25 protein-coding genes are annotated in these 25237 nt (G+C 65.6%); 21 read left to right on the top strand and 4 right to left on the bottom strand.

Annotated features, from left to right (window positions below; all coding sequences use genetic code 11):
• Nucleotides 1–37: 37 nt before the first annotated feature.
• From HD842_RS13975 to HD842_RS13935, 9 genes are all read left to right on the top strand, one after another.
• Nucleotides 38–1318: a TolC family protein gene (locus HD842_RS13975; protein ID WP_183555346.1), complete on the top strand. Its 1281-nt coding sequence runs from the start codon at nt 38–40 to the stop codon at nt 1316–1318.
• Complete coding sequence (locus tag HD842_RS13970) at nt 1315–2514, top strand: efflux RND transporter periplasmic adaptor subunit (protein WP_183555345.1); 1200 nt, start codon at nt 1315–1317, stop codon at nt 2512–2514. Before HD842_RS13975 ends, HD842_RS13970 begins: the two co-directional genes overlap by 4 nt.
• The gene (locus HD842_RS13965; protein WP_183555344.1) at nt 2504–5680 is read left to right on the top strand and encodes an efflux RND transporter permease subunit; all 3177 of its coding nucleotides are present in this window, start codon (nt 2504–2506) and stop codon (nt 5678–5680) included. The genes HD842_RS13970 and HD842_RS13965 overlap by 11 nt, the downstream gene beginning before the upstream one ends.
• 127 nt (nt 5681–5807) lie before the next feature.
• Nucleotides 5808–6674: an STAS domain-containing protein gene (locus HD842_RS13960; RefSeq protein WP_183555343.1), complete on the top strand. Its 867-nt coding sequence runs from the start codon at nt 5808–5810 to the stop codon at nt 6672–6674.
• Nucleotides 6675–6684: 10 nt separating this feature from the next.
• Nucleotides 6685–7041 (top strand): STAS domain-containing protein, encoded by a 357-nt coding sequence (locus tag HD842_RS13955; RefSeq protein ID WP_183555342.1) that lies wholly within the window; start codon nt 6685–6687, stop codon nt 7039–7041.
• Nucleotides 7041–7508: an anti-sigma regulatory factor gene (locus tag HD842_RS13950; RefSeq protein WP_183555341.1), complete on the top strand. Its 468-nt coding sequence runs from the start codon at nt 7041–7043 to the stop codon at nt 7506–7508. Before HD842_RS13955 ends, HD842_RS13950 begins: the two co-directional genes overlap by 1 nt.
• Nucleotides 7496–8524, top strand: coding sequence for an ATP-binding SpoIIE family protein phosphatase (locus tag HD842_RS13945; RefSeq protein ID WP_183555340.1), 1029 nt, complete (start codon nt 7496–7498; stop codon nt 8522–8524). The genes HD842_RS13950 and HD842_RS13945 overlap by 13 nt, the downstream gene beginning before the upstream one ends.
• The gene (locus HD842_RS13940) at nt 8521–9897 is read left to right on the top strand and encodes an ATP-binding protein (RefSeq protein ID WP_183555339.1); all 1377 of its coding nucleotides are present in this window, start codon (nt 8521–8523) and stop codon (nt 9895–9897) included. Before HD842_RS13945 ends, HD842_RS13940 begins: the two co-directional genes overlap by 4 nt.
• Nucleotides 9894–11789 carry an ATP-binding response regulator gene (locus tag HD842_RS13935; RefSeq protein WP_183555338.1) on the top strand — a complete coding sequence of 632 codons (1896 nt, stop codon included), beginning with the start codon at nt 9894–9896 and terminating at the stop codon, nt 11787–11789. Before HD842_RS13940 ends, HD842_RS13935 begins: the two co-directional genes overlap by 4 nt.
• Nucleotides 11790–11801: 12 nt before the next feature.
• On the opposite strand, the gene modC is transcribed toward HD842_RS13935, so the two are convergent.
• From modC to modA, 3 genes are read right to left on the bottom strand one after another with little or no spacing between them, the layout of a single operon-like run.
• Nucleotides 11802–12878, bottom strand: coding sequence for a molybdenum ABC transporter ATP-binding protein (gene modC / locus HD842_RS13930; RefSeq protein ID WP_183555337.1), 1077 nt, complete (start codon nt 12876–12878; stop codon nt 11802–11804).
• On the bottom strand, nt 12875–13558 hold the full coding sequence (gene modB, locus HD842_RS13925; protein ID WP_183555336.1) for a molybdate ABC transporter permease subunit: 684 nt from the start codon (nt 13556–13558) through the stop codon (nt 12875–12877). Before modB ends, modC begins: the two co-directional genes overlap by 4 nt.
• Before the next feature lie 4 nt (nt 13559–13562).
• The gene (modA, locus tag HD842_RS13920) at nt 13563–14306 is read right to left on the bottom strand and encodes a molybdate ABC transporter substrate-binding protein (protein WP_183555335.1); all 744 of its coding nucleotides are present in this window, start codon (nt 14304–14306) and stop codon (nt 13563–13565) included.
• A 61-nt stretch (nt 14307–14367) separates the two neighbouring features.
• On the opposite strand from modA, the gene HD842_RS13915 reads away from it, so the two are divergent.
• The 4 genes from HD842_RS13915 (at nt 14368) to HD842_RS13900 (ending at nt 16757) form a co-directional block, all read left to right on the top strand.
• A complete protein-coding gene (locus HD842_RS13915) occupies nt 14368–15174 on the top strand; it encodes a TOBE domain-containing protein (RefSeq protein ID WP_183555334.1) in 807 nt (268 codons plus the stop codon).
• Nucleotides 15175–15216: 42 nt separating this feature from the next.
• Nucleotides 15217–15825, top strand: a complete 609-nt coding sequence (locus HD842_RS13910; RefSeq protein WP_183555333.1) for a PH domain-containing protein — start codon at nt 15217–15219, stop codon at nt 15823–15825.
• A gap of 43 nt (nt 15826–15868) precedes the next feature.
• Nucleotides 15869–16324, top strand: a complete 456-nt coding sequence (locus tag HD842_RS13905) for a hypothetical protein (RefSeq protein ID WP_183555332.1) — start codon at nt 15869–15871, stop codon at nt 16322–16324.
• Between the two features lie 64 nt (nt 16325–16388).
• Nucleotides 16389–16757, top strand: a complete 369-nt coding sequence (locus HD842_RS13900) for a hypothetical protein (RefSeq protein WP_183555331.1) — start codon at nt 16389–16391, stop codon at nt 16755–16757.
• Between the two features lie 74 nt (nt 16758–16831).
• On the opposite strand, the gene HD842_RS13895 is transcribed toward HD842_RS13900, so the two are convergent.
• The gene (locus HD842_RS13895) at nt 16832–17443 is read right to left on the bottom strand and encodes a DJ-1/PfpI family protein (protein ID WP_183555330.1); all 612 of its coding nucleotides are present in this window, start codon (nt 17441–17443) and stop codon (nt 16832–16834) included.
• A 118-nt stretch (nt 17444–17561) separates the two neighbouring features.
• Here HD842_RS13895 and HD842_RS13890 point away from each other — a divergent pair, with 118 nt between their 5' ends.
• From HD842_RS13890 to HD842_RS13855, 8 genes are all read left to right on the top strand, one after another.
• Nucleotides 17562–18560 carry a GlxA family transcriptional regulator gene (locus HD842_RS13890; protein ID WP_229424770.1) on the top strand — a complete coding sequence of 333 codons (999 nt, stop codon included), beginning with the start codon at nt 17562–17564 and terminating at the stop codon, nt 18558–18560.
• Nucleotides 18561–18802: 242 nt separating this feature from the next.
• Nucleotides 18803–20044: a Gfo/Idh/MocA family protein gene (locus HD842_RS13885; RefSeq protein WP_183555329.1), complete on the top strand. Its 1242-nt coding sequence runs from the start codon at nt 18803–18805 to the stop codon at nt 20042–20044.
• Between the two features lie 26 nt (nt 20045–20070).
• Entirely contained in the window at nt 20071–21552 is a 1482-nt protein-coding gene (locus HD842_RS13880; RefSeq protein WP_183555328.1) for a cytochrome P450, read from the top strand.
• 107 nt (nt 21553–21659) lie between these two features.
• Nucleotides 21660–21920, top strand: coding sequence for a hypothetical protein (locus tag HD842_RS13875; protein ID WP_183555327.1), 261 nt, complete (start codon nt 21660–21662; stop codon nt 21918–21920).
• A gap of 103 nt (nt 21921–22023) precedes the next feature.
• The gene (locus HD842_RS13870) at nt 22024–23361 is read left to right on the top strand and encodes an amidohydrolase (RefSeq protein ID WP_183555326.1); all 1338 of its coding nucleotides are present in this window, start codon (nt 22024–22026) and stop codon (nt 23359–23361) included.
• 22 nt (nt 23362–23383) lie between these two features.
• Nucleotides 23384–24541 carry a branched-chain amino acid ABC transporter substrate-binding protein gene (locus HD842_RS13865; RefSeq protein WP_183555325.1) on the top strand — a complete coding sequence of 386 codons (1158 nt, stop codon included), beginning with the start codon at nt 23384–23386 and terminating at the stop codon, nt 24539–24541.
• Nucleotides 24542–24549: 8 nt separating this feature from the next.
• Nucleotides 24550–24819, top strand: a complete 270-nt coding sequence (locus HD842_RS13860) for a PEP-CTERM sorting domain-containing protein (protein ID WP_221290602.1) — start codon at nt 24550–24552, stop codon at nt 24817–24819.
• Nucleotides 24820–24912: 93 nt separating this feature from the next.
• Nucleotides 24913–25110 carry a PEP-CTERM sorting domain-containing protein gene (locus tag HD842_RS13855; protein ID WP_221290600.1) on the top strand — a complete coding sequence of 66 codons (198 nt, stop codon included), beginning with the start codon at nt 24913–24915 and terminating at the stop codon, nt 25108–25110.
• Nucleotides 25111–25237 lie beyond the last annotated feature (127 nt).

Raw genomic sequence — 25237 nt, 5'->3', positions numbered from 1 at the left:
TGCCTTCGCCGGACATTCACCCGTTCGGAGCACCATCATGAAACACCGTTTGACACCGCCGCTGGCGGCGTTCGCCTTGGCGTGCGCGCTGGCCTCCATTGGCCTGCCGCCCGCAGCCCAGGCTGCGCCCATGGCCGCCGCCGTGGCCGCCCCCATGCAGCCCTTGACGCTCGACGCCGCCATCGCACTGGCACTGCGTCTGAATCCGACGCTGCGCGCGGCCGGCCAGGAAGTCGCCGCGCAACAGGGCGCACTGACCCAGGCCGGGGCGCGCCCCAATCCCGAACTCGAGCTGCTGCGTGAGGGCTCGCGCAGCGACAGCCGCACGACCACGGCGCTGTTGACCATTCCGGTGGAGCTGGGCGGCAAGCGCGCCGCGCGCATCGATGCGGCGCGCCAGGAAGGCCAGCTGGCAGCGCTGGCGCTGAACGCCGAGCAGGCACGCGTGCGCGCCGACGTGATTGCCGCGTTCCACGACGTCGTGGCGGCGCTGGCGCGCGAACGCATGGCACAGGAACTGGTACATCTCGCGGGCCGCGCGCTCGACGCTGCCGGCAAGCGGGTCGATGCCGGCACCCTGTCGCCCGTCGAGCAGACCCGCGCCCGCGTGGCGCAGGGGGGAGCGCGCATCGAGGCGCTGCAGGCGGCGCGCGCGCTGGAGGCCGCGCGGATCCAGCTCGCAGCGCTGTGGGCGGGCGACGCACGCGGGCTCGTGGTCGTCGAACCCGACGCCGTCACGCTGCCCGCGCTGTTGCCGCTCGACCGCCTGCTGGCGCAACTGGACGCCGCGCCCGGCATGCGCCAGGCCGGCGCACACGTCAAGCACCGCCAGGCGCTGGCCCGGCTCGAGCAGGCGCGCCGCACGCCGGACGTCAGCGTGATCGTCGGCGCCCAGCGCGAAGGGCCCGATGCCCGTAACCGCACCGTGCTGGGCCTGTCGGTGCCGCTGCCGCTGTTCAATCGCAACGACGGCGCCGTCCTCGATGCGCTGCGCCGCGTCGACAAGGCGCAGGACGAACAGGATGCGCAAGCCGCCCGCCTGCGCGCCGACCTGGGTCAGGCCCATGCGCGCCTTGCTACCGCGCTGGCCGAATGCGCGCTGATCGCGACCGACATCCTGCCGGGCGCGCAGGACGCGCAGCGCGCCGCCAGCCGCGGCTTCGAGCTTGGCAAGTTCGGCCTGATCGACGTGCTCGACGCCCAGCGCGTGCTGGCGCAATCCACCTACCAATACCTCAATGCCGTCGCCGAGAGCCATCGCGCGCAGGCCGATATCGCACGCCTGCTGGGACACGCAGCCGTGCAGGAGAACCCATGAACAAGCAGCAAACCCGCATCATCGTCATCATGCTGGCCATCGCGCTGGCGCTGGCCGCCTTTGTCATGCTGCGCGACCGCGCGCAGCCGGCAGGCGATGAGCATGACGAACACGCCGAACAGGGCGAACACGCCGAGGACAAAGAAGCCGCGCACGCCGACGAAGGCGTCATTCACTTCACGCCGAACCAGATCACCGTGGCCGGCATCACGGTTGCCACGGCTGGCCCGAAGCACCTGGACACCTTCATCCGCATGCCGGGCCAGATCGCGCTGAACGAAGACCGCACCGCCCACGTCACGCCGCGCGCGGCCGGCTCGGTGCGCGACGTCAGCGCCGACCTGGGCCAGCAGGTGCGCAAGGACCAGGTACTGGCCAGCATCGCCAGCGCCGACATCGCCGGCCAGCGCGGCGCGCTGACGGCGGCGCAAAAGCGCGTCGACTATGCGCGCAGGAATGTGGCGACCGAGCGCACGCTGTGGGAAGAGAAGATCACGGCGCGCCAGGATCTGCTGAAAGCCGAACAGGAACTGGTCGAGGCCGAAGTCGCGCGCGATACCGTGCGCCAGCAGTTGCAGGCGCTGGGCGCCGCCGGTGGTGGTGGTAGTGGCGGCTCGAACCTGCTCGCCATCCGCGCCCCGTTTGACGGCATCATCGTCGAAAAGCACATCACGCTAGGCGAAGTGGTGGGCGCCGATACGCGCGTGTTCACGCTGACCGATCTGTCGACCGTGTGGGCCGACGTGGTGGTGCCGGCGCGCGACCTGGACATCGTGCGCGTCGGTACGACTGCGGTGATCCGGTCGATTGCCTCGGATACCACGGCGCCCGGCAAGGTGAGTTTTGTCAGTTCGCTGGTGGGCGAGGCGTCGCGCTCGGCCAAGGCGCGCGTGGTGCTGGCCAATCCGGGCGCCGCGTGGCGGCCGGGCCTGGCCGTAAACGTCGACATTGTGACCGGTTCGAGCGATGTGCCGGTGGCCGTCGCGCGCGAAGCCATCCAGACCGTCGATACACGGCAGGTGGTCTACAAGCGCGTCAAGGAAGGCTTCATTGCGCAGCCGGTCAGCACCGGGCGCGCTGACGGCCGCTTCATCGAGATCACGGCCGGCCTGAATCCGGGCGACACCTACGCCGCCAGCGGCAGCTTCACGATCAAGGCCGAACAGGGCAAGGGTGAGGCCAGCCATGAACACTGACCTGCAAGCTTCCACCTGGTTCGACCGTCTCATTGCGCTCAGTATCGAGCGGCGCTGGCTGGTGCTGCTGGCCGTGCTGGCGATGGCCGCTATCGGCATCTACAACTATGGCCGCCTGCCGATCGACGCCGTGCCCGACGTGACCAACGTCCAGGTGCAGATCAACACGGCGGTGCCGGGCTACTCGCCGCTCGAGGTCGAGCAGCGCATCACGTATCCGGTCGAGGCGGTGCTGGCTGGCCTGCCGCACCTGGAAACCTACCGCTCGCTGTCGCGCTATGGCCTGTCGCAGGTGACGGTCGTATTCGACGAAGGCACCGACATCCACTTTGCGCGCCAGCTCGTGAGCCAGCGCCTGCAGGATGCGCGCGAAAACCTGCCTGCAGGCGTGGTGCCGGCGCTGGGCCCGATCGCCACGGGCCTGAGCGAAATCTACCAGTGGACGGTCGAGAGCGAGCCGGGGGCGAAGAAGCCCGATGGCACGCCCTACACGCCGACCGATCTGCGCGAGATTCAGGACTGGATCATCAAGCCGCAACTGCGCACCGTGCCAGGGGTTACCGAGATCAACTCCATCGGCGGCTTCGACAAGGAATACCTGGTGGCCCCGAACACGGCCACGCTGTCATCGTACGGGCTGGAACTGATCGACATCGTGCACGCCCTTGAGCGCAACAACAGCAATGTCGGCGCCGGCTATATCGAGCGCGAGGGCGAGCAGTACCTGGTGCGCGCGCCGGGGCAGGCTGCGTCGATCGACGACATCGGCAATATCGTCGTCACCAGCGTCAATGGCATCCCGGTGCGCGTGCGCGACGTCGCCGAAGTGGGCATCGGGCGCGAGCTGCGCACCGGCGCGGCCACGGAGAACGGCGTCGAGGTGGTGCTGGGCACCGTCGTCATGCTGATCGGCGAGAACAGCCGCAAGGTGGCGCAGGCGGTCGACGCGCGCATGCTCGAGATCAACCGCAGCCTGCCCAAAGGCGTGAAGGCGGTCACCGTCTACGACCGCACGGTGCTGGTCGAGAAGGCGATTGCCACCGTGCGCAAGAACCTCGTCGAGGGTGCGATCCTCGTCATCGCCGTGCTGTTTTTCTTCCTCGGGAACCTGCGCGCGGCGCTGCTCACGGCGCTGGTGATTCCGCTGGCGATGCTGTTTACGTTCTCGGGCATGGTGGCCGGCGGCGTCAGCGCCAACCTGCTCAGCCTGGGCGCGCTGGACTTCGGCATCATCGTCGACGGCGCCGTCGTCATCGTCGAGAATTGCGTGCGCCGGCTGGCCGGCGCCCAGCACCGGATGGGGCGCCTGCTCACGCGCGAAGAGCGCTTTGCCGAAGTGTTCGCCGCCGCGCGCGAAGCCAGGCGGCCCCTGATCTACGGCCAGCTGATCATCATGATCGTGTACCTGCCGATCTTTGCGCTCACCGGCATCGAGGGCAAGATGTTCCACCCGATGGCGTTCACGGTGGTGTTCGCGCTGCTGGGCGCGATGATCCTGTCGGTGACGTTCGTGCCGGCCGCCGTGGCGCTGTTCATCGGCCGCAAGGTCGACGAAAAGGACAGCCGCGTCATGCTGGCCGCGCGCCGCTGGTACGCGCCGGCGCTGCATTATGCGCTGGCCAACCGCGCCGTGGTGCTGGTGTTTGCCGGCCTGGTGATCGGACTGGCGGTGCTGATGGCCACGCGCCTGGGCACCGAATTTGCGCCCAATCTCGACGAGGGCGACATGGCCGTGCTGACGGTGCGGGTGCCGGGTACGAGCCTGACCCAGTCGGTCAAGATGCAGCAGCAGATCGAGACGACGCTGATGCGCGAGGTGCCCGAGATCGCGCGCGTGTTTGCCCGCATCGGCACGGCCGAAATCGCGTCCGACCCGATGCCGCCCAGCGTGGCCGACAGCTACATCATTTTCAAGCCCGAGTCCGCGTGGCCCAAGCCAAGGCGTTCGCGCGCCGCGGTGCAAGAGGCGATCCGCACGGCGCTCGAACGCCTGCCCGGCAACAGCTACGAATTCAGCCAGCCGATCCAGCTGCGCGTGAATGAGTTGATTTCGGGCGTGCGCAGCGACGTCGCCGTCAAGCTGTTCGGCGACGACCTGGCGGTGCTGGAAGCGACCGCCGGCCAGATCGCGGCCAGTCTGCGCGCGGTGCCTGGCGCGGCCGAGGTGCAGGTCGAGGCCACGTCCGGCCTGCCGATCCTGCAGATCCGGGTCGACCGCGAGCGCGCTGCGCGCATGGGCCTGAACATCGGCGACGTGCAGGAAATGATCGCGACCGCCACCGCCGGGCGCGTGGCCGGCACCCTGTTCGAGGGCGACCGCCGCTTCGACATCGTCGTGCGCCTGCCGGAAGACAGGCGCTCTGACATCGACGCGCTGCGCCGGCTGCCGGTGGCCTTGCCTGGCACGAAGGAGGGCGGGCACAGCTTCATCACGCTGGGCGAAATCGCCACCTTCGACGTCGCGCCTGGCCCGAACCAGCTCAGTCGCGAGGAAGGCAAGCGCCGCGTGGTCATCACCGCCAACGTGCGCGGGCGCGACATCGGCTCGTTCGTCGCCGCAGCGCAGGCACGCATTGCGCAGGATGTTCGCATTGCGCCCGGCTACTGGACGGCCTGGGGCGGTCAGTTCGAGAACCTGACCGCCGCTGCCGAGCGCCTGCGCCTGATCGTGCCGGCCTCGCTGCTGCTGGTGTTCGTGCTGCTGTACCTGGTCTTCAACAACCTGCGCGATGGCCTGCTGGTGTTCACCGGGATTCCGTTCGCGCTGGCCGGCGGCGTGGCCGCGCTGTGGGCGCGCGGCATTCCGCTGTCGATGTCGGCGGCGGTGGGCTTCATCGCGCTTTCGGGTGTGGCGGTGCTCAATGGCCTGGTGCTGATCGCGTTCATCCGCAGCCTGCGCGAGGAGGGGGTGGCGCTACCCGAGGCGGTGCGCGATGGCGCCCTGGCGCGCCTGCGGCCGGTGCTGATGACAGCGCTGGTGGCCTCGCTGGGCTTCGTGCCGATGGCGCTGGCGACCGGCACCGGCGCCGAGGTCCAGCGCCCGCTCGCCACGGTGGTCATCGGCGGGGTCTTGTCGTCGACCGTGCTGACGCTGTTATTGCTGCCCGTGCTGTACGAATGGGCGCACCGTGCAGGCTTGCGCGGACCACGTAAAAATATCCTCTAGCCAATAGAACAAGGAGGATTGTCTACATCGGAAATGGTATAGTTGGATTTTTACCAGCACTCTGCCACAGCAGCCCGGAATGAGCGGGATATTGTGCGGCGCCACCTAATATTTGAGGACACGACAGATGAGCATGAACGATTATGCGGACCGGATCAGCCAGGCGATTCTTGCAGAAGAATCGGGCATTGGCGCAGAATGGCTCGCCCAGCTGGAATCGATCACGGTGCGCAGCAGCGGCGCGGCGCGCGAGCAGTTGCGCGCCCATTGCCAGCAGTTGCTCAAAGCGTTCGCTGTCGCGACCCGCAGCGGTGAACTCGAGAACATCGAGCACCGTTCGTGGGACGAAGTGCGCGACCTGCTCAGCGAAATCTCGGCCACCCGTGCCAAGGCCGGTTCCACCCCGGCCGAAACGGCAACGCTCGTGTTCTCGCTCAAGCAGCCGCTGTTCGCGCGCCTGCGCGACGTGTTCGAGACCGATGCCGATGGCCTGGCCATCGCTTCCTGGACCGTCAATACGCTGATCGACAAGCTGGGCCTGTACACGATCGAAGTGTTCCAGAAGACCAAGGACCAGATCATCGTGCGCCAGCAGCAGGAGCTGCTCGAGCTGTCCACGCCCGTGGTCAAGCTGTGGAACGGCATCCTGGCGCTGCCGCTGATCGGCACCCTCGATTCGGCCCGCACCCAGGTGGTGATGGAAAACATCCTGCAAAAGATCGTCGACACGGGCGCCATCATCGCCATCATCGACATCACCGGTGTGCCGACCGTCGACACGCTCGTCGCCCAGCACCTGATGAAGACCATCGCGGCCGCGCGCCTGATGGGCGCCGACTGCATCATCAGCGGCATCCGGCCACAGATCGCGCAAACCATCGTGCACCTGGGTGTGAACCTGGAAGACGTGATCACCAAGGCCACGCTGGCCGACGCCTTCCTGGTCGCGCTCGAGCGCACCGGCGCGTCGATCATGATCAAGAACGCAGCCTGAGGCGAGTACTATGGAACGTATCCCGATCCTGCGCATGGGCGACCTGTTGCTGGTGACGATCCAGGTCGACATGCATGACCGCCTGGCGATGCAACTGCAGGATGACCTGACCCAGCGCATCGTCAGCGACAGCGCCAAGGGCGTCCTGATCGACATCTCGGCGCTCGACCTGGTCGACTCCTTCATCGGCCGCATGATCAGCAATACCGCCGCCATGGCGCGCGTGCTCGACGCACGCACCGTGGTGGTGGGCATGCAGCCGGCGGTGGCGATCACGCTCGTCGAACTCGGATTGACTCTGCATGGCGTTCAGACGGCGCTCAATGTCGAGAAGGGCATGGCCCTGCTCGGAAAGAGCTATCGATAATGGTCGACGCGCAAACCCAGACGGTGCTGTTCGAGACACCGCTGCTGGAGCATCGCCGCGCGCAGCGTACCGGCCGCGTGACCTTGCGCCTGCGCTCGGATGAAGACGTGGTGGGCGTGCGCAAGCAGGTGCGCGAACGCGCAGTGGCGATCGGTCTCTCGCTGGTGGACCAGACCAAGCTGGTGACGGCGGCCAGTGAACTCGCACGCAATACCATCAAATACGGCGGCGGCGGCGAGGTGCATCTCGATGCCTTCGACGACGGCGCGCGCCTTGGCGTCGGGCTGTTGTTCGTCGACGCCGGCCAGGGCATCCCGAATATCGAGAGCGCACTGCGTGACGGTTTCACCACCGGCGGCGGCCTGGGCCTCGGCCTGGGCGGCTCCAAGCGGCTGGTCGACGAGTTCGACATCGACAGCCGTCCGAAGGAGGGCACCGCGGTGCTGATTATCAAATGGAAACGCTGATCAGTTCTCAGTCGTCGCACTTCGTCTTCAATCTCACCCATGCCAGCGATGTCGCGGCCGTGCGCCGCGCCGGCCAGAAGGTGGCCGACTCGCTGGGCTTCAATGAAGTCAAGGCCGGCCAGCTGGCCCTGATCATCACCGAAGCGGCCACCAACATCCTCAAGCACGCCGGCGAAGGCGCCATGCACGTCGGTCCGGCGCAGTCGCCGGCCGGCATCGGCGTGGACGTGCTGGCGCTCGACAAGGGCCCCGGTATCGCCGACATCGACAACTGCCTGCTCGATGGCGTCTCGAGCGCCGGCACCGCCGGGACGGGCCTGGGCGCGCTGCTGCGCCTGTCCGATGAATTCGACGTCTACACGCGGCGCGGCGAAGGCACGGCGTTCTTCATGCGCCTGTGGCGCGACGAACCGGCACCGCATCCGAGCGGCGTGGAAGTGGGCGCGTTGTGGGCGCCGATCGCCGGCGAAGACGAATGCGGCGACGGCTGGGCCGTTTCGTGCGGCGACGATGGCGCCACCATCCTGGCGTGCGATGGCCTGGGCCACGGCCCGAATGCAGCGGCGGCCACGAATGCGGCGATCGATGCGCTGGCCGAGCGCGGCACGGTCGGCGCCGGCGAGATGGTGCACGTGGCGCACGAGGCATTGCGCGGCACGCGCGGCGCGGCTCTGGCGGCGGCGCGCGTCGACTTCTACAAGGATGAACTCAGCTTCGCCGGCGTGGGCAATATCGCTGGCGTCGTGATCGACGACGACCGGCGCGCGCTGGTGTCGCACAACGGCATCGTCGGCGCCAATATGCGCAAGGTGCAGGAGTTTTCGGTGCCGTTCCCGCCCGGGGCACTGTGCATCCTGTGCTCGGACGGCATCCAGACCCAGTGGGATCTGCACAAGTATCCGGGCCTGCATGGGCGCGCGCCGGCGCTGATCGCCGCGGTGCTGATGCGCGACTTCATTCGCGGCCGCGACGACGCGATGGTCGTCGTCGTGCGCCGGGCAGCGGGCCTCGCATGACATCCCTGCGCATCCTCAGCGTTGGCCTGGACAGCGAGCAGGATGTGGTGCTGGTGCGCCAGCGTGCGCGCCAGATCTCGGCCATGCTGGGCTTGTCGCAGCAGGACCAGGTGCGGGTTGGCACGGCGGTGTCCGAAGTGGCGCGCGGCGCGAGTTATCAGGGCCCCGGCGGGCGCGCCGTGTTCCAGTTGTGCGAACGCGACGGGCGTCAGCATCTCGAAGTCCTGGTCAGCGCCGGGCGGCCGCGCAATGGCCGCTCGAGCGACCCGACGTTCGGCGAGACAGGCCCCGAGTCGCTGCGCGAACTGGCGATCATTACCGCGCATCGCCTGATGGACGCGTGCGAGGTCGACCCCGGCGAAACCGGCGCGGCCAATGTCACGGTGCGCAAGGCGCTGCCGGCGCACGAGCGCATCACGCCGGCGCGGCTGGCTGAAATCGGCGCGCGCCTGGCCGACAGCCCGGATGCCACCCCGCTGCACGAGCTGCAGATGCAGAACCAGGAGCTGCTCTCGACGCTGGCCGAGCTGCGCGAACGCCAGGACGACCTGATGTCGCTCACGCGCGAGCTGGAGGACACCAACCGCGGCATCGTGGCGCTGTACGCCGAGATCGAGGACAAGGCCGAGCGCCTGCGCCGCGCCGACGAAATGAAGTCGCGCTTCCTGTCCAACACGAGCCACGAACTGCGCACGCCGTTGTCGTCGATCCGCGCGCTGGCCCAGTTGCTGCTCAACCGGATGGATGGCGACCTGACCGAAGAGCAGGAACGCCAGGTGAGCTTCATCGCTACCGCGGCCAACGACTTGTCCGAGCTGGTGAATGACTTGCTCGATCTGGCCAAGATCGAAGCGGGGCGGGTGCAGGTACAGGTCGAGCCGGTGGTGGTCGAGAACCTGTTCCGCGCGCTCAAGGGCATGCTGCGCCCGCTGGTGGACGAGGCGCGCGTCGAACTGGTGTTCGAGCCGTCCGGCGTGAACGAGCCCCTGTATTCGGACGAAGGCAAGATTTCGCAGATCCTGCGCAACTTCATTTCGAACGCGCTGAAATTCACCGAGCAGGGCTCGGTGCTGGTGTTTGCCGCGCATGATCCCGAGGCGGACACCATCGCATTTGCCGTGGCCGATACGGGCATCGGCATCAGCCACGACAACCTGCAACTCATTTTTGAAGAATTCAGCCAGATCGAGCATCCGCTGCAACGGCGCAGCAAGGGCACCGGTCTCGGTCTGCCCCTGTGCCGCAAGCTGGCCGAGCTGCTTGGCGGGCGGGTCGACGTGGCCAGCACCGTCGGTGTCGGTTCGACCTTCACCCTGACCCTGCCGCGCAGCCTGGCGCCGACGCCATCCGCATTTGACACCACAGGATCATGAACTCCCATCCGACCCAGATTCTCAACGTTGACGACAACGACGGCGCGCGCTACGCCAAGACCCGCATCCTGCAAAGCGCCGGCTTCGAGGTGCTGGAAGCGGCCAACGGCACCGACGCGCTGGAAATCGTGCGCAACACGTTGCCGGCGCTGGTGCTGCTCGACGTGAAGCTGCCCGACATCAACGGCATCGAAGTGTGCCGCCGCATCAAGGCCGAATCGGACAGCAGCACGGTGCTGGTGCTGCAGACGTCGGCCGCGCTGACGGGCCGCGCCGACAAGATCCGCGGCCTGGAAGGCGGCGCCGACAACTACCTGGCCGCGCCGATCGAGGCCGATGAACTGATCGCCAACGTCAACGCGCTGCTGCGCATGCGCCAGATCCAGGTCGACCTGCGCGACAGCGAAGAACGCTTCCGCCAGCTGACCGACAATATCGACGACGTGTTCTGGATGTTCTCGGTGCCGGCGCGCGAGGTCGTGTATGTCAGCCCGGCGTATGCCACCGTGTGGGGCCGCAGCGCCGAGGCGCTGGGTCAGCAGCCCGACGACTGGCTCGCGGCCGTGCATCAGGACGACCGCGCGCGCATGGCCGCGCGCTGGGAACGCGTGGCATTTGAAGCCCATTACGACGACGAGTTCCGCATCGCTGGCGCCGACGGCCAGGTGCGCTGGGTGCGCGACCGCGTGTTCCCGGTGCGCGATGCGCGCGGCCAGGTGGTGCGGGTGGCGCGCGTCACCAGCGACATCACGGGCCGGCGCGAGATGGAGGCGCTGCTGCGCGCCGCCGACAGCAACAAGAACCAGTTCCTGGCGACGCTGGCGCACGAGCTGCGCAATCCCCTGAGCCCGATCCGCAACGCGGCCGCGCTGCTGGGCGCCATTGGCGAAGGGGCCGCCGAGCGCCAGGCGCATGCACGCGACGTGATCACGCGTCAGGTCGATCATCTGGCGCACCTGGTCGACGACCTGCTGGACGTGGCCCGCATCTCCGAAGGAAAAATCGTGCTGCGCAATGAAGAAGTCGACATCAACGGCGTGATCGCCCAGGCCATCGAGACGGCGGCGCCTTTGATCAACGCGCGCGGGCATCACCTGAGCGTCGAGCAGCCGGACCACCAGATCTGGGTCTCGGGCGATCCGGTGCGCCTGGCCCAGTCGGTCGGCAACCTGCTGCACAATGCGGCGAAGTTCACGCCGACGGGCGGCCAAATTCACCTGGCCGTGCGCGTTACCGACAGTGCTCGCGTGTGCATTTCGGTGCGCGACAACGGCATCGGCATCGCCAAGGACAACCTGCCACGCATCTTCGGCATGTTCACCCAGGTCGAGGTGCCGCCCGACCGCGCACCGGAAGGCCTGGGCATCGGCCTGTCGCTGGTGTCGCACCTGCTCGAACTGCACGGCGGTCACCTGTCGGCCACCAGCGACGGCATCGGCCTTGGCAGCACGTTCACCGTCGACCTGCCGCTGCTGCATGTCGGCGCCGGCGCGGACGATGCGACGACGCTTTCGTCCGCGCCTGAGGCGCAAAGCGGCGGCATGCGCGTGCTGCTGGTGGACGACAACGTCGATGCGATGGAGATGATGGGCTTTTTGCTGGCCGAGATGGGCTACGAGGCGCACACCACGGCCGACGCCAACGAGATCGAAGAGCTGGCCGCGCGCCACGAGCCGCACGTGATCGTGCTCGATATCGGCTTGCCGGGTGTGGATGGTTATCAGGTGGCGCGCCGCATCAAGAGCAATCCGCAACTGGCGCATATCCGGCTGGTGGCGCATACGGGCTACGGCTCGCCGGAAGACCGCCGCCGCGCGCACGAGGCCGGGTTCGATGCGCACCTGGTCAAGCCGGCAGAGTTGTCGGACCTGGAAGCGGCGCTGCGGGGCTAACCCGGTTCAGGCTCAGGCCAGTAACGCCACGGCCTTTACCTGCGCCCATACCGCGCACCCCTGCGCGATCGCCAGTTCGCGCCGCGAACGCTCGGTGATCCGCGCCAGCAGCGCGGTCTCACCGACCAGCAAACGCACCAGCACCTGGCCGGGCGCGCTGCTCGGGCCGACCGCATCGACCCGCGCCGGCAGGATGTTCGTGATGCTGCTGCCGCGTGGCCGCTCCAGCGCCAGACTCACATCGCGCGCATGGATGCGGCAGCGCACGCGGGTGCCGATGGAGACGTCGCGCTGGCCCACCAGCAGCACGCCGCCGGCAAACGCCAGGTGCGACAGGCCATCGGCGTCGTGCGCTTGCAGCGTCGTTTCCAGCATCACGCCGGCGTCGTCCTGAAAATTTGCCGCCAGGTCCAGCCGCGCGAGCGTCGCGGCCAACGGGCCGCTGGCCAGCACGCGGCCTTCTTCCAGCACCACCAGATGATCGGCCAGGCGCGCCACTTCGTCGGCCGCATGGCTGACATACACGACCGGCAACGCCAGTTCGTCGTGCAGGCGTTCGAGGTAGGGCAGGATCTCGAGTTTGCGCCGCATGTCGAGCGCGGCGAGCGGCTCGTCCATCAACAGCAGGCGGGGCGAGGCAAGCAGCGTGCGCGCAATCGCCGCGCGCTGGCGCTCGCCGCCGGACAGCGTGGAGGGGCTGGCATCGAGCAGGCGTTCGATGCCGAGCAGTTCGGCCACCGCCAGCAGGTCGAAGCGGCGCTCGGCGGGTTTGAGGCGCTTGCGTCCGAACTCGAGATTGGCGCGCACGGAGAGGTGCGGAAACAGGCTCGCTTCCTGGAACACGTAGCCGATACCGCGTTCGTGGGTCGGCACGAACACCTTGCGCGCATCGTCCTGCCACACCTCATCACCCAGCGCGACGCGGGCGCCGGCCACGCGCTCCAGGCCCGCCAGCACGCGCAGCAGCGTGGTCTTGCCGGAGCCCGAGTGCCCGAACAGCGCGGTCACGCCGCGCCCGGGCAGCGCCAGGTCGACATCGAGCTTGAACGTGCCGCGGTCGATCCGGCATGCGAGCGAGATGGGCGTCATCGCTGCGTCCCCCGCATCGACTGCGGATACAGCGTGTACAAGGTAAGCAGCACGACAAAGCTGAACACCAGCATGCCGCCGGCCAGCCAGTGGGCCTGCGCATATTCCATCGCTTCGACGTGGTCGTAGATTTGGGTAGAAACGACGCGCGTCTTGTCGGGGATGTTCCCGCCGATCATGAGCACGACGCCGAATTCCCCGATCGTGTGCGCAAAGCCCAGGATCGCGCCGGTGACGAAGCCGGGGCGCGCCAGCGGCACGACGACCGACCAGAAGGTGTCCCACTGCCCGGCGCGCAGCGTGGCGGCCACTTCGAGCGGCCGTTCGCCGATGGCCTCGAACGCGTTCTGCAAGGGCTGCACGACAAAAGGCAGCGAATAGAACACCGACGCGATCACGAGGCCCGTGAAGGTGAAGGCAAGCGTGCCCAGGCCCAGCGCGCCGGTCAGCTGCCCGAGCGGGCCGTTCGGCCCCATCGCCAGCAGCAGGTAAAAGCCGATCACGGTCGGCGGCAGCACGAGGGGCAGGGCGACGAGCGCGCCGACGACGCGTTTGGCGCGCGAGCGGGTGCGCGCCAGCCACCATGCCAGCGGCGTGCCAAACAGCAGCAACAGCAGCGTGACGAGGGTCGCGAGCTTGAGCGTCAACCAGATCGCGGCGAAGTCGGACGCGTCCAGCATGTGCCTAGACTTCGTAGCCGTAGGCGCGGATCAGCGCCTTGGCCTTGTCCGTGCGCAGATAGTCCAGCAGCGCCTGCGCGGCCGGGTTCTTCGCGCCGCGGGTCAGCAGGGCGGCATCCTGGCGGATTGGCGCGTGCATGGTCGCTGGGACGATCCAGCCCGAGCCGGCCGTGAATTTGCCATCGCGCCAGACCTGTGCCTGCGCCACGAAGCCCAGTTCGGCGTTGCCCGTGCTGGCAAACTGGAAGGCTTGCGCGATGTTTTCGCCCTGGACCAGGCGCGGTTGCAGACGCGCGGTCAAGCCCAGCTTGCTGATGACGGCGACTGCCGCCGCGCCGTACGGGGCCGTCTTCGGATTGGCGATGGCCAGGTGCGTGAAGTCGCCCGTCTTGAGCACGGCGCCGGTTGCATCGACGTAGTTGGCCTTGGCCGACCACAGCACGAGGCGCCCGACCGCGTAGGTGAAGCGGCTTTTGGCGACGACCTGGCCTTCGGCTTCCAGCCGCGCCGGCGTTTCATCATCGGCCGACAGCAGCACCTCGAACGGCGCGCCGTTGCGGATCTGTGCATAGAATTTGCCGGTGGCGCCGCTGGCGACGACGGCCTTGTGGCCCGTGTCCTTTTGGAATTGCTCGGCCAGCTTTTCCATCGGACCGGCAAAATTGGCGGCCACCGCCACCTGGACTTCGCCAGCATGGGCGGTTCCCAGGCAGGTCATCACGGCAAACACACTGGCAAAGAATTTCATGTCGTTCCCTGGTCGCAAAAAGCGCTATAGTCGAAAGTATATAACGGATTCTGGAGCGCACATGGATGACAGGCACATCGCTCTCGAGGGCACCGTCTGGATGACGGTTGGTGGCGAGCAGCTCGGCGGCACGAACCGCGTCGGCCTGCTGGCGGCGCTCGCGCAATGCGGTTCGATCACGGCGGCCGCGAAACAGGTCGGCCTGAGCTACAAGGCGGCATGGGAAGCGATCGACACGATGAACAACCTGGCCGGCGAACCGCTCGTGCAACGCTCGACGGGCGGCAAGGGCGGTGGCGGCACCCGGCTGACGGCGCGCGGCGCGCAACTGGTCGAGAACTTCACCATGGTCGAGCAACTGCACCATGATTTTCTGGAACGGCTCAATCGGCAGGCAGCCGGCGTGGCCGACGATGTCGCCCTATTTTCGAGGTTCAAGATGCGAACGAGCGCGCGTAATCAGTTCTTTGGCACCGTCACGCGCGTGGTGCCGGGCGTGGTCAATGACGAGATCGAACTCGCCATCGCCGGCGAGCAGAAGATCGTGGCGATCGTCACGCGCGAGAGCACCGACAACCTGGCGCTGGCGCCGGGCCGGCAAGTGTTTGCGTTGATCAAATCGTCGTCGGTGATCGTCATGACGGCCGGCGAGGGCGTGAGGCTGTCGGCGCGCAACCAGCTGGTCGGCACCGTTGCGCGCCTGACGCGCGGCGCCGTCAATGCCGAGGTCGTGATTGCACTGGGCGGCGGCGGCACGGTCGCCGCGACTGTGACCAACGAGAGTGTCGATACGCTGGGGCTGGCGGAAGGGCTTGCTGCAACCGCCTTGTTCAAGGCGTCGAGCGTGATTCTCGGGGTGCCCGAATAAACGGTGGTAATGTATCTTTTTTCCCAACACTGAAAGGCGATCATGTTCAAGCGTATGGCGGCAGAAGCACTCGGCATCAGCGATATCGGCGTCATTGTCGGCCCGGCCGACTACGGCAATGTCGATGCGGATGACTACCTGTTTACCGAAGACGGCGAGCAGATCTTCTTTCTCATCAAAAGCAAGAAAGACGAATACTGCTTTACCAATCTTGGCCTGATCCATGTGGATGGCGACTCGGCCATCTCGTCGAAACGCGCGATCAAGCGCTACGATTACGCGTCGCACCAGATCAGTGGCGTGACCATCGAAACAGCCGGCACGCTGGATATGGACATCGAGCTGAAATTCAATCTGGACGATACAAAGTTCTCCATCGACGTCAAGAAAGCGTTCATCGAACAGCTCAAGGACATCTACAAAGCCTTGATCTCGATTGGCAAGCAGCAGCAGCGCGATGCGGTATGCCGCAACAACGCGCTGCGTACGCTGGATGCCACTGCATCGGTGCACAAGCTCAATATCGCGCCGGGTGCTGGCGGACTCGTGAGTCAATTCGACGAATTGCTGACGGCGTTGAATACCGCAATGCTCGATACCTACACCAAGCGCGATTTCAGCGACGTGTACACCAAATACATCCACAACTGATCAGGGGCTGACGCCCTTTCGATCCAACTGAGAGGGTGCACGGATGCCAGCAAAGAAACGCCTGACGAATATCGCCAATTGTCTGTGCGGTTCATTCATTAGCCGGAACAATGACCTGGATGGCCATTGGGCGATTGGCAAACTGCGTTCACTGGCCGACCAGTACCGTCAGACCACAGTCGTACTCGACTTGCTGACGTCATCCGCGCAGCCTTCGTCTGCACAATGTTCAGATGTGTTCGAGCGCTATTGCCGGCTCCTTGCAACGCTGGCGGAGCGCTCGCGTATCCCGTTCGCGGACATCAACGTCGCACGCATCGTCGTTGATTTTGCACCGCCACCCTGGCCCAGGGCCAGCTATTACAAGCTGCAATGGGGTGACCAGTTTACGGTGACCGTGACCATCGAGGCGAACGGGCGCGCAGCGGGCATCGCGCGGGACGCGGGCTATTGCCGGCCGCATGATGCGGCTAGAAAGGAAAACTTGCTTATATTCTGAGATCGGCCGTTTTTTGCGCGCCATGAGAGTAAGCTCGACCACTACTCATCAAGAAAGCCGATCCATGCGTTGCTATGTCTTGATAGTCGAACGAGACCTTCTCATTCGCGAAACCATTCTCGATCTGGTGACGGCACTGGGCCACTCGGGGTTAGGCGCATCGTCACCCGTTCGAGGCCTCAAAATGCTTGAGGTAATGGTGTTTGACGCTATGATGATCAGCCCGGGCGCCACATTGCTTGGCGAGCCGAGCTATGCGATCGATGCAAAAAAGATCCAGCCTCGCTTGAAAGTGATCATGGCCGCCGCAGTCGAGCTGCCCGAATATTCTGCGCCGCCAATCGACGCGTTCATTCAAAAACCATTTTCATTGCTGTCTCTGGAAGCGATATTGCAAAAACTCTTGATCGCAGGTGCGCCATCGGATGATTAACGTCGGTGTGCATCGACTGTGCTGATCGAGGCGTCATCCATGTAGGCATTCCTATTACGCGGCATGGGCGCGCATCAACCATGCCGGTCGCTTTCTTCGCCCACCCACGCATAATCCAGGTAGCGAGTAGTAGCCTGCGCCAGCTTGCGTCCTGCGAGCCGCTCGACGAGATGCAGCGCCAGATCGATCCCGGCCGTTCCACCACCAGCGGCGACGACAGCGCCGTTCTGGGCCAGGTGTCGCTTGCCCTCGATCTGCAATTCCGGGAACCGGGATGTCGATGCGACGATCGGCGGGTGCGCTGCCACTTGCTGCCCGTTGAGCAGTCCCGCTTGCGTGAGCAGAAAGGCACCGGTGCCGATTGCTGCCACCAGTTCGCAGTCGCGGGCGATGCGGGCGATCCATGCAGTCACATCAAGCCTGTCGAGTTCTGCGTCGATGACGCCACCGGGCACGATCAGCACGTCGATGCCGACACTGGCAAAGTCTGCTTCCGGAAAAACGGTGAGACCGGCGCGTGCGCGCAGAAGCGCTGACGTGCGGCCGATGGTGCGGACCCGGAACGGCGGCGCGTCCGGCATCGCCTGGGCGCCGATACGCGTGGCGCACGTAAAGACTTCATACAGGCCGCTGACGTCCAGCACCTCGACGTCGTCGAAAACATAAATTCCGATGGAGCAGGTCATGCGTACCTCATGAAATGAAAGGCCGCATCTTCCCATCCCGTTGCTTGACGTGAGTGACAGTGATGATGGAAAATCTGCCAGGATGGGCCATACACAAGATTCCACACCAAGTTTTCCTTTGACTTCTGTCCCTGCAGCCACGATCGACGTTTGGCTGCTCGTATTGCCAGGCTTCGCGATACTCGATGCCACCGGCCCCGCCCAGGTCTTCTCTACCGCGAACGACGAGGCACGCGATGCCCGCCTGCCGCTACCGTACATCATCCATATGGTGTCGCCCGGCGGCGGCCTGGTGATGTCTGCCGCAGGGGTGAGCATGATGACCGAGCCACTACCGACGGACGGTCTTGCGGGATCGACGCTGATCATGGTTGGAGCACGCGGCATGGAGGACCGCAGCAGCGCGGTCATAACGCCGGACATCGTGCGTTGGGTGGCCGCCGCTGGCAGTGGCGCCAAGGCCGTTGCGCGCTGCTGCTCGGTGTGCACCGGCGCATTCCTGCTGGCGCGCAGCGGGTTGCTTGAAGGGCGGCGCGCCGTGACCCACTGGCAGGACGCAGCGCGACTGCAGGCCCAGTACCCGGCCATCGACGTCCATGAAGACCCTATTTATATCAAGGACGGCCCGATCTACACGTCTGCAGGCATCGCCTCCGGTATCGATCTGGCGCTGGGCCTGGTCGGCGAAGACATGGGGCGTCCCTTCGCGCTGGCCGTGGCCAAGCGGCTGGTCGTGTTTTTCAAGCGCCCCGGCGGCCAGCGCCAGTTCAGCTCTGAATTACTGGCGCAGACCAACGCGCAGGGCTTGCATGGCCAATTGACGGCATGGTTGCGACCACGTTTGAAGCAACCAATCGACGCCAATCAGATGGCGGCCGCATTTGCGTTGTCGGTGCGCTCGCTGTATCGCAAGCTGCAGCAGGAGGCGGGCGTGTCGCCGGCGCAGTTGTTGCTGCAACTACGCATGGAGCGCGCCTGCGCGCTGCTCGAGCAGCCCGGTATGACGGTGAAGCGCGCCGTCGCGCAGAGCGGATTTGGCAGCGAATACAATCTCCGGCGCGCGTTCGCCGCGCAACTGGGCGTGGTGCCCAGCGAATACCAGGCGCGTTTCGGCTGATACGCCGCCAGGCAAGTCCGGATCAGGTATGACATGGGGCTCCGGACTCTTGTCGAGTGTCTTCACCAGGGCATTCATCAACAGATTTTTCGAGCGCTTGTCTGAATGCCAGACCTGAGCCTGTTTGCGGTTGTGCGCCGACTGTGCTGACCAGGGCGTAGCGCGTTTTCCGCCCGGCAAGCGAGCGCTGCTGTTCCGAATCGCGTGCGAGGATCCATTCCCTCTACGCGAAAGGAATCCTCATGAAGCACGATCAGCCGCCGCGCCGCGATTTTCTGCGCTATGTCGGTACCATGGCCGCCCTGTCCACGCCAGCGCTGCAGGCCGCAGCAAGCGAACAGAACCGGGTCAGCTTTCCGCCCATCTTCGACAAGTCCGAAAAGCCCGAGAAGACCGAGCCGCCGGGTGACTCGTGGGATGAGCGGGTAGGCGTTGCCGTGGTGGGCCTGGGCCGTATCGCCATCGACGAGATGCTGCCGGCCTTCCAGCGAAGCAAGCATGCAAAAGTCGTGGCGCTGGTCACAGGGGACCGCGACAAGGGATTGAAGGTCGCGCGGCAGTACAACATCCCCGAAAGCGCAGTGCTCGACTACAAGGACTACGACAAGCTGGCCCAGATGCCGGACGTGAAAAGCGTCTACATCGCGCTGCCCAACCATCTGCACCTGGAGTACACCGTGCGCGCGGCGCGTGCCGGCAAGCACGTGCTGTGCGAAAAGCCGATGGCCAACACCGCCGCCGAGTGCCGCCAGATGATCGACGCTTGCCGCAAGGCCGGGCGCCAGTTGATGATCGCCTACCGTAGCCAGTACGAAGCGCTCGATCGCACCTTGGTGAAAATGGTTCGCGAGAAAAAGCTTGGCGCGCTGAAGGAATTCAACTCGGTCAACTCGCAGAATATGGGCGACCCGCAGCACTGGCGCCTCAAGAAGGCGCTGGCGGGCGGCGGCGCACTGCCGGACATCGGCATCTATTGCATCAATGCCGCGCGTTTTCTCAGTGGCGAAGAACCGAGCGAGGTATTCGGCAGCATCTGGTCGACGCCGGGCGATGCGCGCTTTCGCGAAGTCGAGGAATCGTGCCAGTTCGTCCTGCGCTTTCCAAGCGGCTTTTCGGCCACCTGCAGCACCAACTATTCGGCGCACAAATCGCAGATGTTTCGCCTGAATGGGTTTGAGGCGTGGGCAGACATGGATCCTGCCTACGCCTACCACGGCAACAAGCTGCGGATCACGCGCGTGGTCGACGGCAAGGATCAGACCACCGAGATCCCGGCCGGCAAGACCAACCAGTTCACGCTGATGATCGACCACTTCGCCAGCTGTATCCAGCAGAACAAGGACGTGCACACGCCGGGCGAGGAGGGGTTGCAGGACCAGCGCATCATGGATGCGATCTATGAGTCGGCGCGTAGCGGCCGGGTGGTCAAGCTCAAGCCGCCGGCGGGCAAGACGCGCGGACCGGAGCCGGAGAGTGCCGATTAACACGCTGTTTTGAAAGAGATGCTGAGATGAACAAACGCAATCGCATCCTGCTGCTCGCAGGTGCCCTTGGCCTGGCTGGCGGCCTGGTTGCCACCAGATTGATGACGCGCTCGCGCGGCGCTGTAGATGTCCGCGAGGGCGAGCTGCCGACCGCCGGCGTGCTCGACACGCTGGCCCTGGCCGTGGACGTGCTGGCCCCGACGTTTGCCAAGGGCGTGATCATCCGTCGCCCGGCCGTGGTGGCGCTGGCCGAACGGCTGGAGCTCGACCGGCGCGCGATCGGGCGCATGCAAAAGCTGCGCAACAAATATGGCAGCGGCCCGCTGATGCTGCCACTGCCGATCCGCAAGCAGGCGGTCATCCTGACGCCCGAACACGCGCGGCGCGTGCTGGACGAGTCGCCCGAACCGTTTTCCGCCGCCAGCAGCGAGAAGCGCGCGGCGTTGTCGCATTTTGAACCGCATGGTTCGCTGATCTCGCAATGTCCCGAGCGGACTGCACGACGCCGCTTCAACGAAGACGTGCTCGAGCATGAACGCGCGGTGCACCACATGGTCGATAAATTTCTGCCGGTGGTCGACGACGAAGCAGGGCGCCTGCTGGCCAAGGCCCGTACCCAGGGCGAGCTCGACTGGGACACCTTCAACGCCGGCTGGACGCGCATGGTGCGGCGCGTCGTGTTTGGCGATGCCGCTGCCGGCGACCAGACCATCAGCGACATGATCATCGAGTTGCGCAAGGCGGCCAACTGGGCCTTCATGCATCCGAAGAAGACCGGCCTGCGGTCACGCTTCCTGGCGCGCATCCAGAGTTATCTCGACCGCGCCGAGCCGGGCAGCCTGGCGGCCGTCGCGGCCAGCGTGCCCCAAAGCGGCGACACGATGGCCAACCATCAGGTGCCGCAGTGGCTGTTCGCGTTCGACGCTGCCGGCATGGCCACCTTCCGCGCGCTGGCGCTGCTGGCCGCGCATCCGGACCAAGCGGCGCGCGCCCGCGCCGAGCTGCGCAGCCATCCTGGCATCGACCGCCAGTACCTGCCATTTTTGCGCTCGACCGTGCTGGAGTCGCTGCGCCTGTGGCCGACGACGCCGGCGATCCTGCGCCAGAGCACGCGCGCGACGCAGTGGGAAGGGGGCACGATGCCCGAGGGCACCGGTATCCTGCTGTTCACGCCGTTCTTCCACCGCGATGACGGGCGCATGGACTGCGCCGACCGCTTTGCGCCCGAGTTGTGGCTGAAGGATGACAAGGTACGCGATGTGCAGGACCGCGACTGGCCGCTGGTGCCGTTCAGCAGCGGGCCGGTGATGTGCCCGGCGCGCAATCTGGTGCTGATGCTGACCAGCGTGATGCTGGGCGCGCTGATTGGCGAGGATGACGGCATCCACCGGCTGACGCCATCGCAGCAGGGGCGGCTGGACCCGGCGCGCTTGCCGGGGACGCTGGACAATTACAGTTTGCGTTTTGTGGTGGGGGCACATAACGACGCCGGCACAACAGGGTGGTGAACACGATTTTTTGATAGCGCGTCCAATTCGGTACAGCCGTCTGCAAGCGTGCGGCGGCTGTGTCCATGCTATGTTGGGATCCTATTTCTTCTGGAGTAAATAACACCATGATGTTCAACCTTAAATTCCTCGAGCACAACGTCGCGATTGACCAGGACACCTGGACCGCATTGGCGACGACAGGCAGTGATGTGTCACTGGAGACCATTCGGGCCGCCATTCTGGGCGTGCTGGAAGGCGGCGGAACCTTCACCGTGGAAGACAGCAACGACCAGGTCGTGCGGCGTGTCGAGACGCCAGCAGAGTTCGAGGGCTACATGCAGGAAATCGACATGCAGCGCGACCAGTTCCAGCAGGAGCAGGCATAGTTTTTCATGCCGCCCGGCTCTGAATCGCCAGGCATTCGTGCGCGGCAGCATGCAGGTAGAATGAATCGGAACTGCCTCTTCCCAACTCTTGAAGCGAGTCACGATGTCATTTTCACGCACCTTCCGCCACACCATCCTCGCCGCCAGCCTGCTCGCTGGCCTGTCCCAGGTTGGCGCGCACGCCGCGTCGCTTCCGGCGCCATTCGATACCCAGCTCGCCGCCGACTTTCCCAAGCTCGAAGCCTTCTACCGTGATCTGCACGCCAATCCCGAACTCGGCTTTGCGGAACACAAGACCGCGGCCAAGCTGGCCGAACGTGCCAAGGCGCTCGGCTTCGAGGTGACCACAGGCGTCGGTGGCACCGGCGTCGTGGCGATCCTCAAGAATGGTCCGGGGCCGACCGTGATGCTGCGCACCGAGATGGATGCACTGCCGGTGCTGGAAAAGACCGGTCTGCCGTTTGCCAGCAAGGTCACGACGAAAAATGCCGCCGGCGACACCGTTCCGGTGGCGCATGCCTGCGGCCACGATCTGCACATGGCTGCCTGGTATGGCACGGCAAAGCTGATGGCGGAGAACCGCAAGGCCTGGAGCGGCACGCTGATGCTGATCGGCCAGCCGTCCGAGGAAGCGTTGACCGGCGCCGCCGCCATGCTCAAGGACGGCTTGTTTACGCGCTTCCCGAAACCGGATTACGCGCTGTCGATGCACGATGACGCGTCGATGGCATCGGGTACGGTCATGTGGCACGCCGGGCCATTCCGCGCCTCGGCCGACACCGTCACCATCACGATGTTCGGGCAGGGCGGCCATGGCGCCGTGCCGCACGAGACGCGCGACCCGGTGGTGATGGCGGCGCGGCTGGTGATGGCGCTGCAAACCCTGATCTCGCGCGAAAACAATCCGCTCGACCCGGTGGTGATCACGGTCGGCAGCATTCAGGGCGGCACCCAGGCCAATATCGTGCCGGACCAGGTCAAGCTGGCGCTGACGGTGCGTACCTTCCGGCCCGAAGTGCGCCAGCGCGTGCTGGCCAGCATCGCCCGCGAAGCCAAGGGCGAAGCGCTCGCCGCCGGCGCGCCGAAAGAGCCGCTGGTGGAGGTCAAGACCGGCACCGACTCGGTGGTCAACGATCCGCAACTGGTGGCGCGCGCCGTCAAGGCGGTCGAGCAGGCCGTCGGCCCTGACTTTGTGAAAGAAATGCCGGCCAAGATGACCTCCGAAGACTTCGCCATGTACGGCCAGCAGCCCGGCGTCAAGGCGCTGCTGCTGCACGTGGGCGCGGTCGATGCCGGCCGTCTCGAGGCAGCGAAGAAGGCTGGCAAGCCCTTGCCGGGCACCCACTCGCCGCAATGGGCGCCGGATCTGAAGCCGACGCTCACCAATACCATCAAGGCCGAGACCGCGATCCTGCTCGACCTGATGGCACCGCAGCGCTAAGCGCATCATCATAAGGCCCGTCATGCATTTTCTTGTCTTTGCCGCTGCGCCCTCGCTCGTCCTTGCCGCCGTACCGCTTGCCCAGGCCCAGCCTGCAGGCAAGGTTGTGCAAGTCAAGATCGGTACGGTGTCGCCGCTGTCCGGCCCCAGCGCCCATGCGGGCAAGGACATCGAAAACGGCGCCCGCATGGCGATCGATGACCTCAATGCGAAGGGCATCGTGCTTGGCGGCAGCAAGGTCCAATGGGTTTTGCAACCCGAGGACGACGGCGCCGATCCCCGCACCGGCACGACGGTCGCGCAAAAGCTGGTCGATGCGAAAGTGGCGGCCGTCGTGGGGCACCTTAATTCGGGCACGACTGTGCCGGCCTCGAAAATCTACGCGAACGCCGGCATTCCGCAGATCTCACCGGCGGCCACGACACCCGTCTACACCCACCAGGGTTTCAAGACGGCGTTTCGCGTTGTTGCCAATGACAACCTGATCGGCCGCACGCTGGCCACGTATACGCTTGGCACGCTGAAAGCAAAAAAGATTGCCGTGATCGACGACCGCACGGCCTTTGGCCAGGGGTTGGCGGACGAATTCGTCAAGGGCGTCAAGAAGGCGGGGGCGGGCACGAGCGTGGTCAGCCGCCAGTTCACCAGCGACAAGGCCACCGATTTCAGCGCCATCCTGACCCAGATCCGCGCGCGCGATCCTGACGTGATTTTTTATGGTGGCATGGACGCGGTGGCCGGGCCGATGCTCAAACAGATGAAGGCGCTCGGGCTGCGCGCCAAGCTCATTTCGGGCGACGGCGTCTGCTCGGAAAAAATGCCGCTGCTGGCCGGCGACGCGCTGGTCGACGACAAGGTGTACTGCGTCGTGGCGGGTGGGGTCGGTGCCGCACAGGAAGCGGGCCTGAATGCATTCACACAGCGTTACCAACAGCGCTACAAGCTCCCGGTGGAGTCGTATGCGCCCTATGCCTACGATGCGGTGATGGTCTTCGCCAAAGCGATGCAGACGGCAAATTCGAGTGATCCAGCCAAGTTCATGCCGGCGCTGGCCGCCGTCAGGCACGAGGGCGTTACTGGCAATATCGCCTTCGATCAGAAGGGCGATTTGCGCGATGCCGCGATGACGATCTATACCTTCCGCAAAGGCAGGAAAGTCAGGTTGGCCGTGCTGCACTGACGTCACCCTTGGAGAATCTGATCGCGCTGAATGACGATCTCACCACCGGCAGCTTCGGCCAGGCCGGATTCACGATTGCCTTGTCCGCCGGGATCGATTACTTTCTGGTCGAAACCGGATTCAGCAATGCCAGCGCCGGCAGCTACAGTACGGTCATCACGGGCCTGAACGGCGGCACCGCAACACTTGCCAACGTGACCGATGTGCCGGAACCGGCCACGATGCGCCTTCTTGGTCTTGGCATGGCCGGGCTCATGGCGGCCCGTCGCCGCACGTAGCATTGGTGTCGGCTGACCTGGCACCGATGGTAGGATGCTGCTTTCGTTCAGAAGTCCAGAGGGAGCTTCGGCCAGGCCGGATTCACGATCGCGTTGTCCGCCGGGATCGATTACTTTCTGGTCGAAACCGGATTCGCCAATGCCGACGCCGGCAGCTACAGCACGGTCATCACGGGCCTGAACGGCGGGACCGCAACACTTGCCAACGTGACCGATGTGCCGGAACCGGCCACGATGCTCCTTCTTGGTCTTGGCCTGGCCGGGCTCATGGCCGCCCGTCGCCGCACCTAGCATTGGTGTCGACTGACCTGGCGCCTGTAGCCAGGGTCAGATACCGTCTTGAATTGCAAGCCGATTCGATAAGAAATTTGCGTCGAATGGCTTGCCTGTTCGGACGACGCCGTAAATCAGATGGGCC

This window comes from Massilia aurea, assembly GCF_014200505.1.
Lineage (GTDB): Bacteria > Pseudomonadota > Gammaproteobacteria > Burkholderiales > Burkholderiaceae_D > Telluria > Telluria aurea_B.
Note: the sequence above shows the minus strand (reverse complement) of the source record. Positions and strands in the feature narration are given on the sequence as shown.

What these genes read in the sequence shown, in the direction of transcription:
- HD842_RS13935 (WP_183555338.1), top strand. Translation starts at nt 9,894, where the DNA reads ATGAACTCCCATCCGACCCAGATTCTCAACGTTGACGACAACGACGGC.
- HD842_RS13975 (WP_183555346.1), top strand. Translation starts at nt 38, where the DNA reads ATGAAACACCGTTTGACACCGCCGCTGGCGGCGTTCGCCTTGGCGTGC.
- HD842_RS13965 (WP_183555344.1), top strand. Translation starts at nt 2,504, where the DNA reads ATGAACACTGACCTGCAAGCTTCCACCTGGTTCGACCGTCTCATTGCG.
- HD842_RS13905 (WP_183555332.1), top strand. Translation starts at nt 15,869, where the DNA reads ATGCCAGCAAAGAAACGCCTGACGAATATCGCCAATTGTCTGTGCGGT.
- HD842_RS13885 (WP_183555329.1), top strand. Translation starts at nt 18,803, where the DNA reads ATGAAGCACGATCAGCCGCCGCGCCGCGATTTTCTGCGCTATGTCGGT.
- HD842_RS13870 (WP_183555326.1), top strand. Translation starts at nt 22,024, where the DNA reads ATGTCATTTTCACGCACCTTCCGCCACACCATCCTCGCCGCCAGCCTG.
- HD842_RS13875 (WP_183555327.1), top strand. Translation starts at nt 21,660, where the DNA reads ATGATGTTCAACCTTAAATTCCTCGAGCACAACGTCGCGATTGACCAG.
- modC (WP_183555337.1), bottom strand. Translation starts at nt 12,878, where the DNA reads ATGACGCCCATCTCGCTCGCATGCCGGATCGACCGCGGCACGTTCAAG.
- HD842_RS13940 (WP_183555339.1), top strand. Translation starts at nt 8,521, where the DNA reads ATGACATCCCTGCGCATCCTCAGCGTTGGCCTGGACAGCGAGCAGGAT.
- HD842_RS13950 (WP_183555341.1), top strand. Translation starts at nt 7,041, where the DNA reads ATGGTCGACGCGCAAACCCAGACGGTGCTGTTCGAGACACCGCTGCTG.
- HD842_RS13960 (WP_183555343.1), top strand. Translation starts at nt 5,808, where the DNA reads ATGAGCATGAACGATTATGCGGACCGGATCAGCCAGGCGATTCTTGCA.
- HD842_RS13910 (WP_183555333.1), top strand. Translation starts at nt 15,217, where the DNA reads ATGTTCAAGCGTATGGCGGCAGAAGCACTCGGCATCAGCGATATCGGC.
- HD842_RS13915 (WP_183555334.1), top strand. Translation starts at nt 14,368, where the DNA reads ATGGATGACAGGCACATCGCTCTCGAGGGCACCGTCTGGATGACGGTT.
- HD842_RS13970 (WP_183555345.1), top strand. Translation starts at nt 1,315, where the DNA reads ATGAACAAGCAGCAAACCCGCATCATCGTCATCATGCTGGCCATCGCG.
- HD842_RS13895 (WP_183555330.1), bottom strand. Translation starts at nt 17,443, where the DNA reads ATGACCTGCTCCATCGGAATTTATGTTTTCGACGACGTCGAGGTGCTG.
- HD842_RS13880 (WP_183555328.1), top strand. Translation starts at nt 20,071, where the DNA reads ATGAACAAACGCAATCGCATCCTGCTGCTCGCAGGTGCCCTTGGCCTG.
- HD842_RS13865 (WP_183555325.1), top strand. Translation starts at nt 23,384, where the DNA reads ATGCATTTTCTTGTCTTTGCCGCTGCGCCCTCGCTCGTCCTTGCCGCC.
- modB (WP_183555336.1), bottom strand. Translation starts at nt 13,558, where the DNA reads ATGCTGGACGCGTCCGACTTCGCCGCGATCTGGTTGACGCTCAAGCTC.
- HD842_RS13955 (WP_183555342.1), top strand. Translation starts at nt 6,685, where the DNA reads ATGGAACGTATCCCGATCCTGCGCATGGGCGACCTGTTGCTGGTGACG.
- modA (WP_183555335.1), bottom strand. Translation starts at nt 14,306, where the DNA reads ATGAAATTCTTTGCCAGTGTGTTTGCCGTGATGACCTGCCTGGGAACC.
- HD842_RS13945 (WP_183555340.1), top strand. Translation starts at nt 7,496, where the DNA reads ATGGAAACGCTGATCAGTTCTCAGTCGTCGCACTTCGTCTTCAATCTC.
- HD842_RS13900 (WP_183555331.1), top strand. Translation starts at nt 16,389, where the DNA reads ATGCGTTGCTATGTCTTGATAGTCGAACGAGACCTTCTCATTCGCGAA.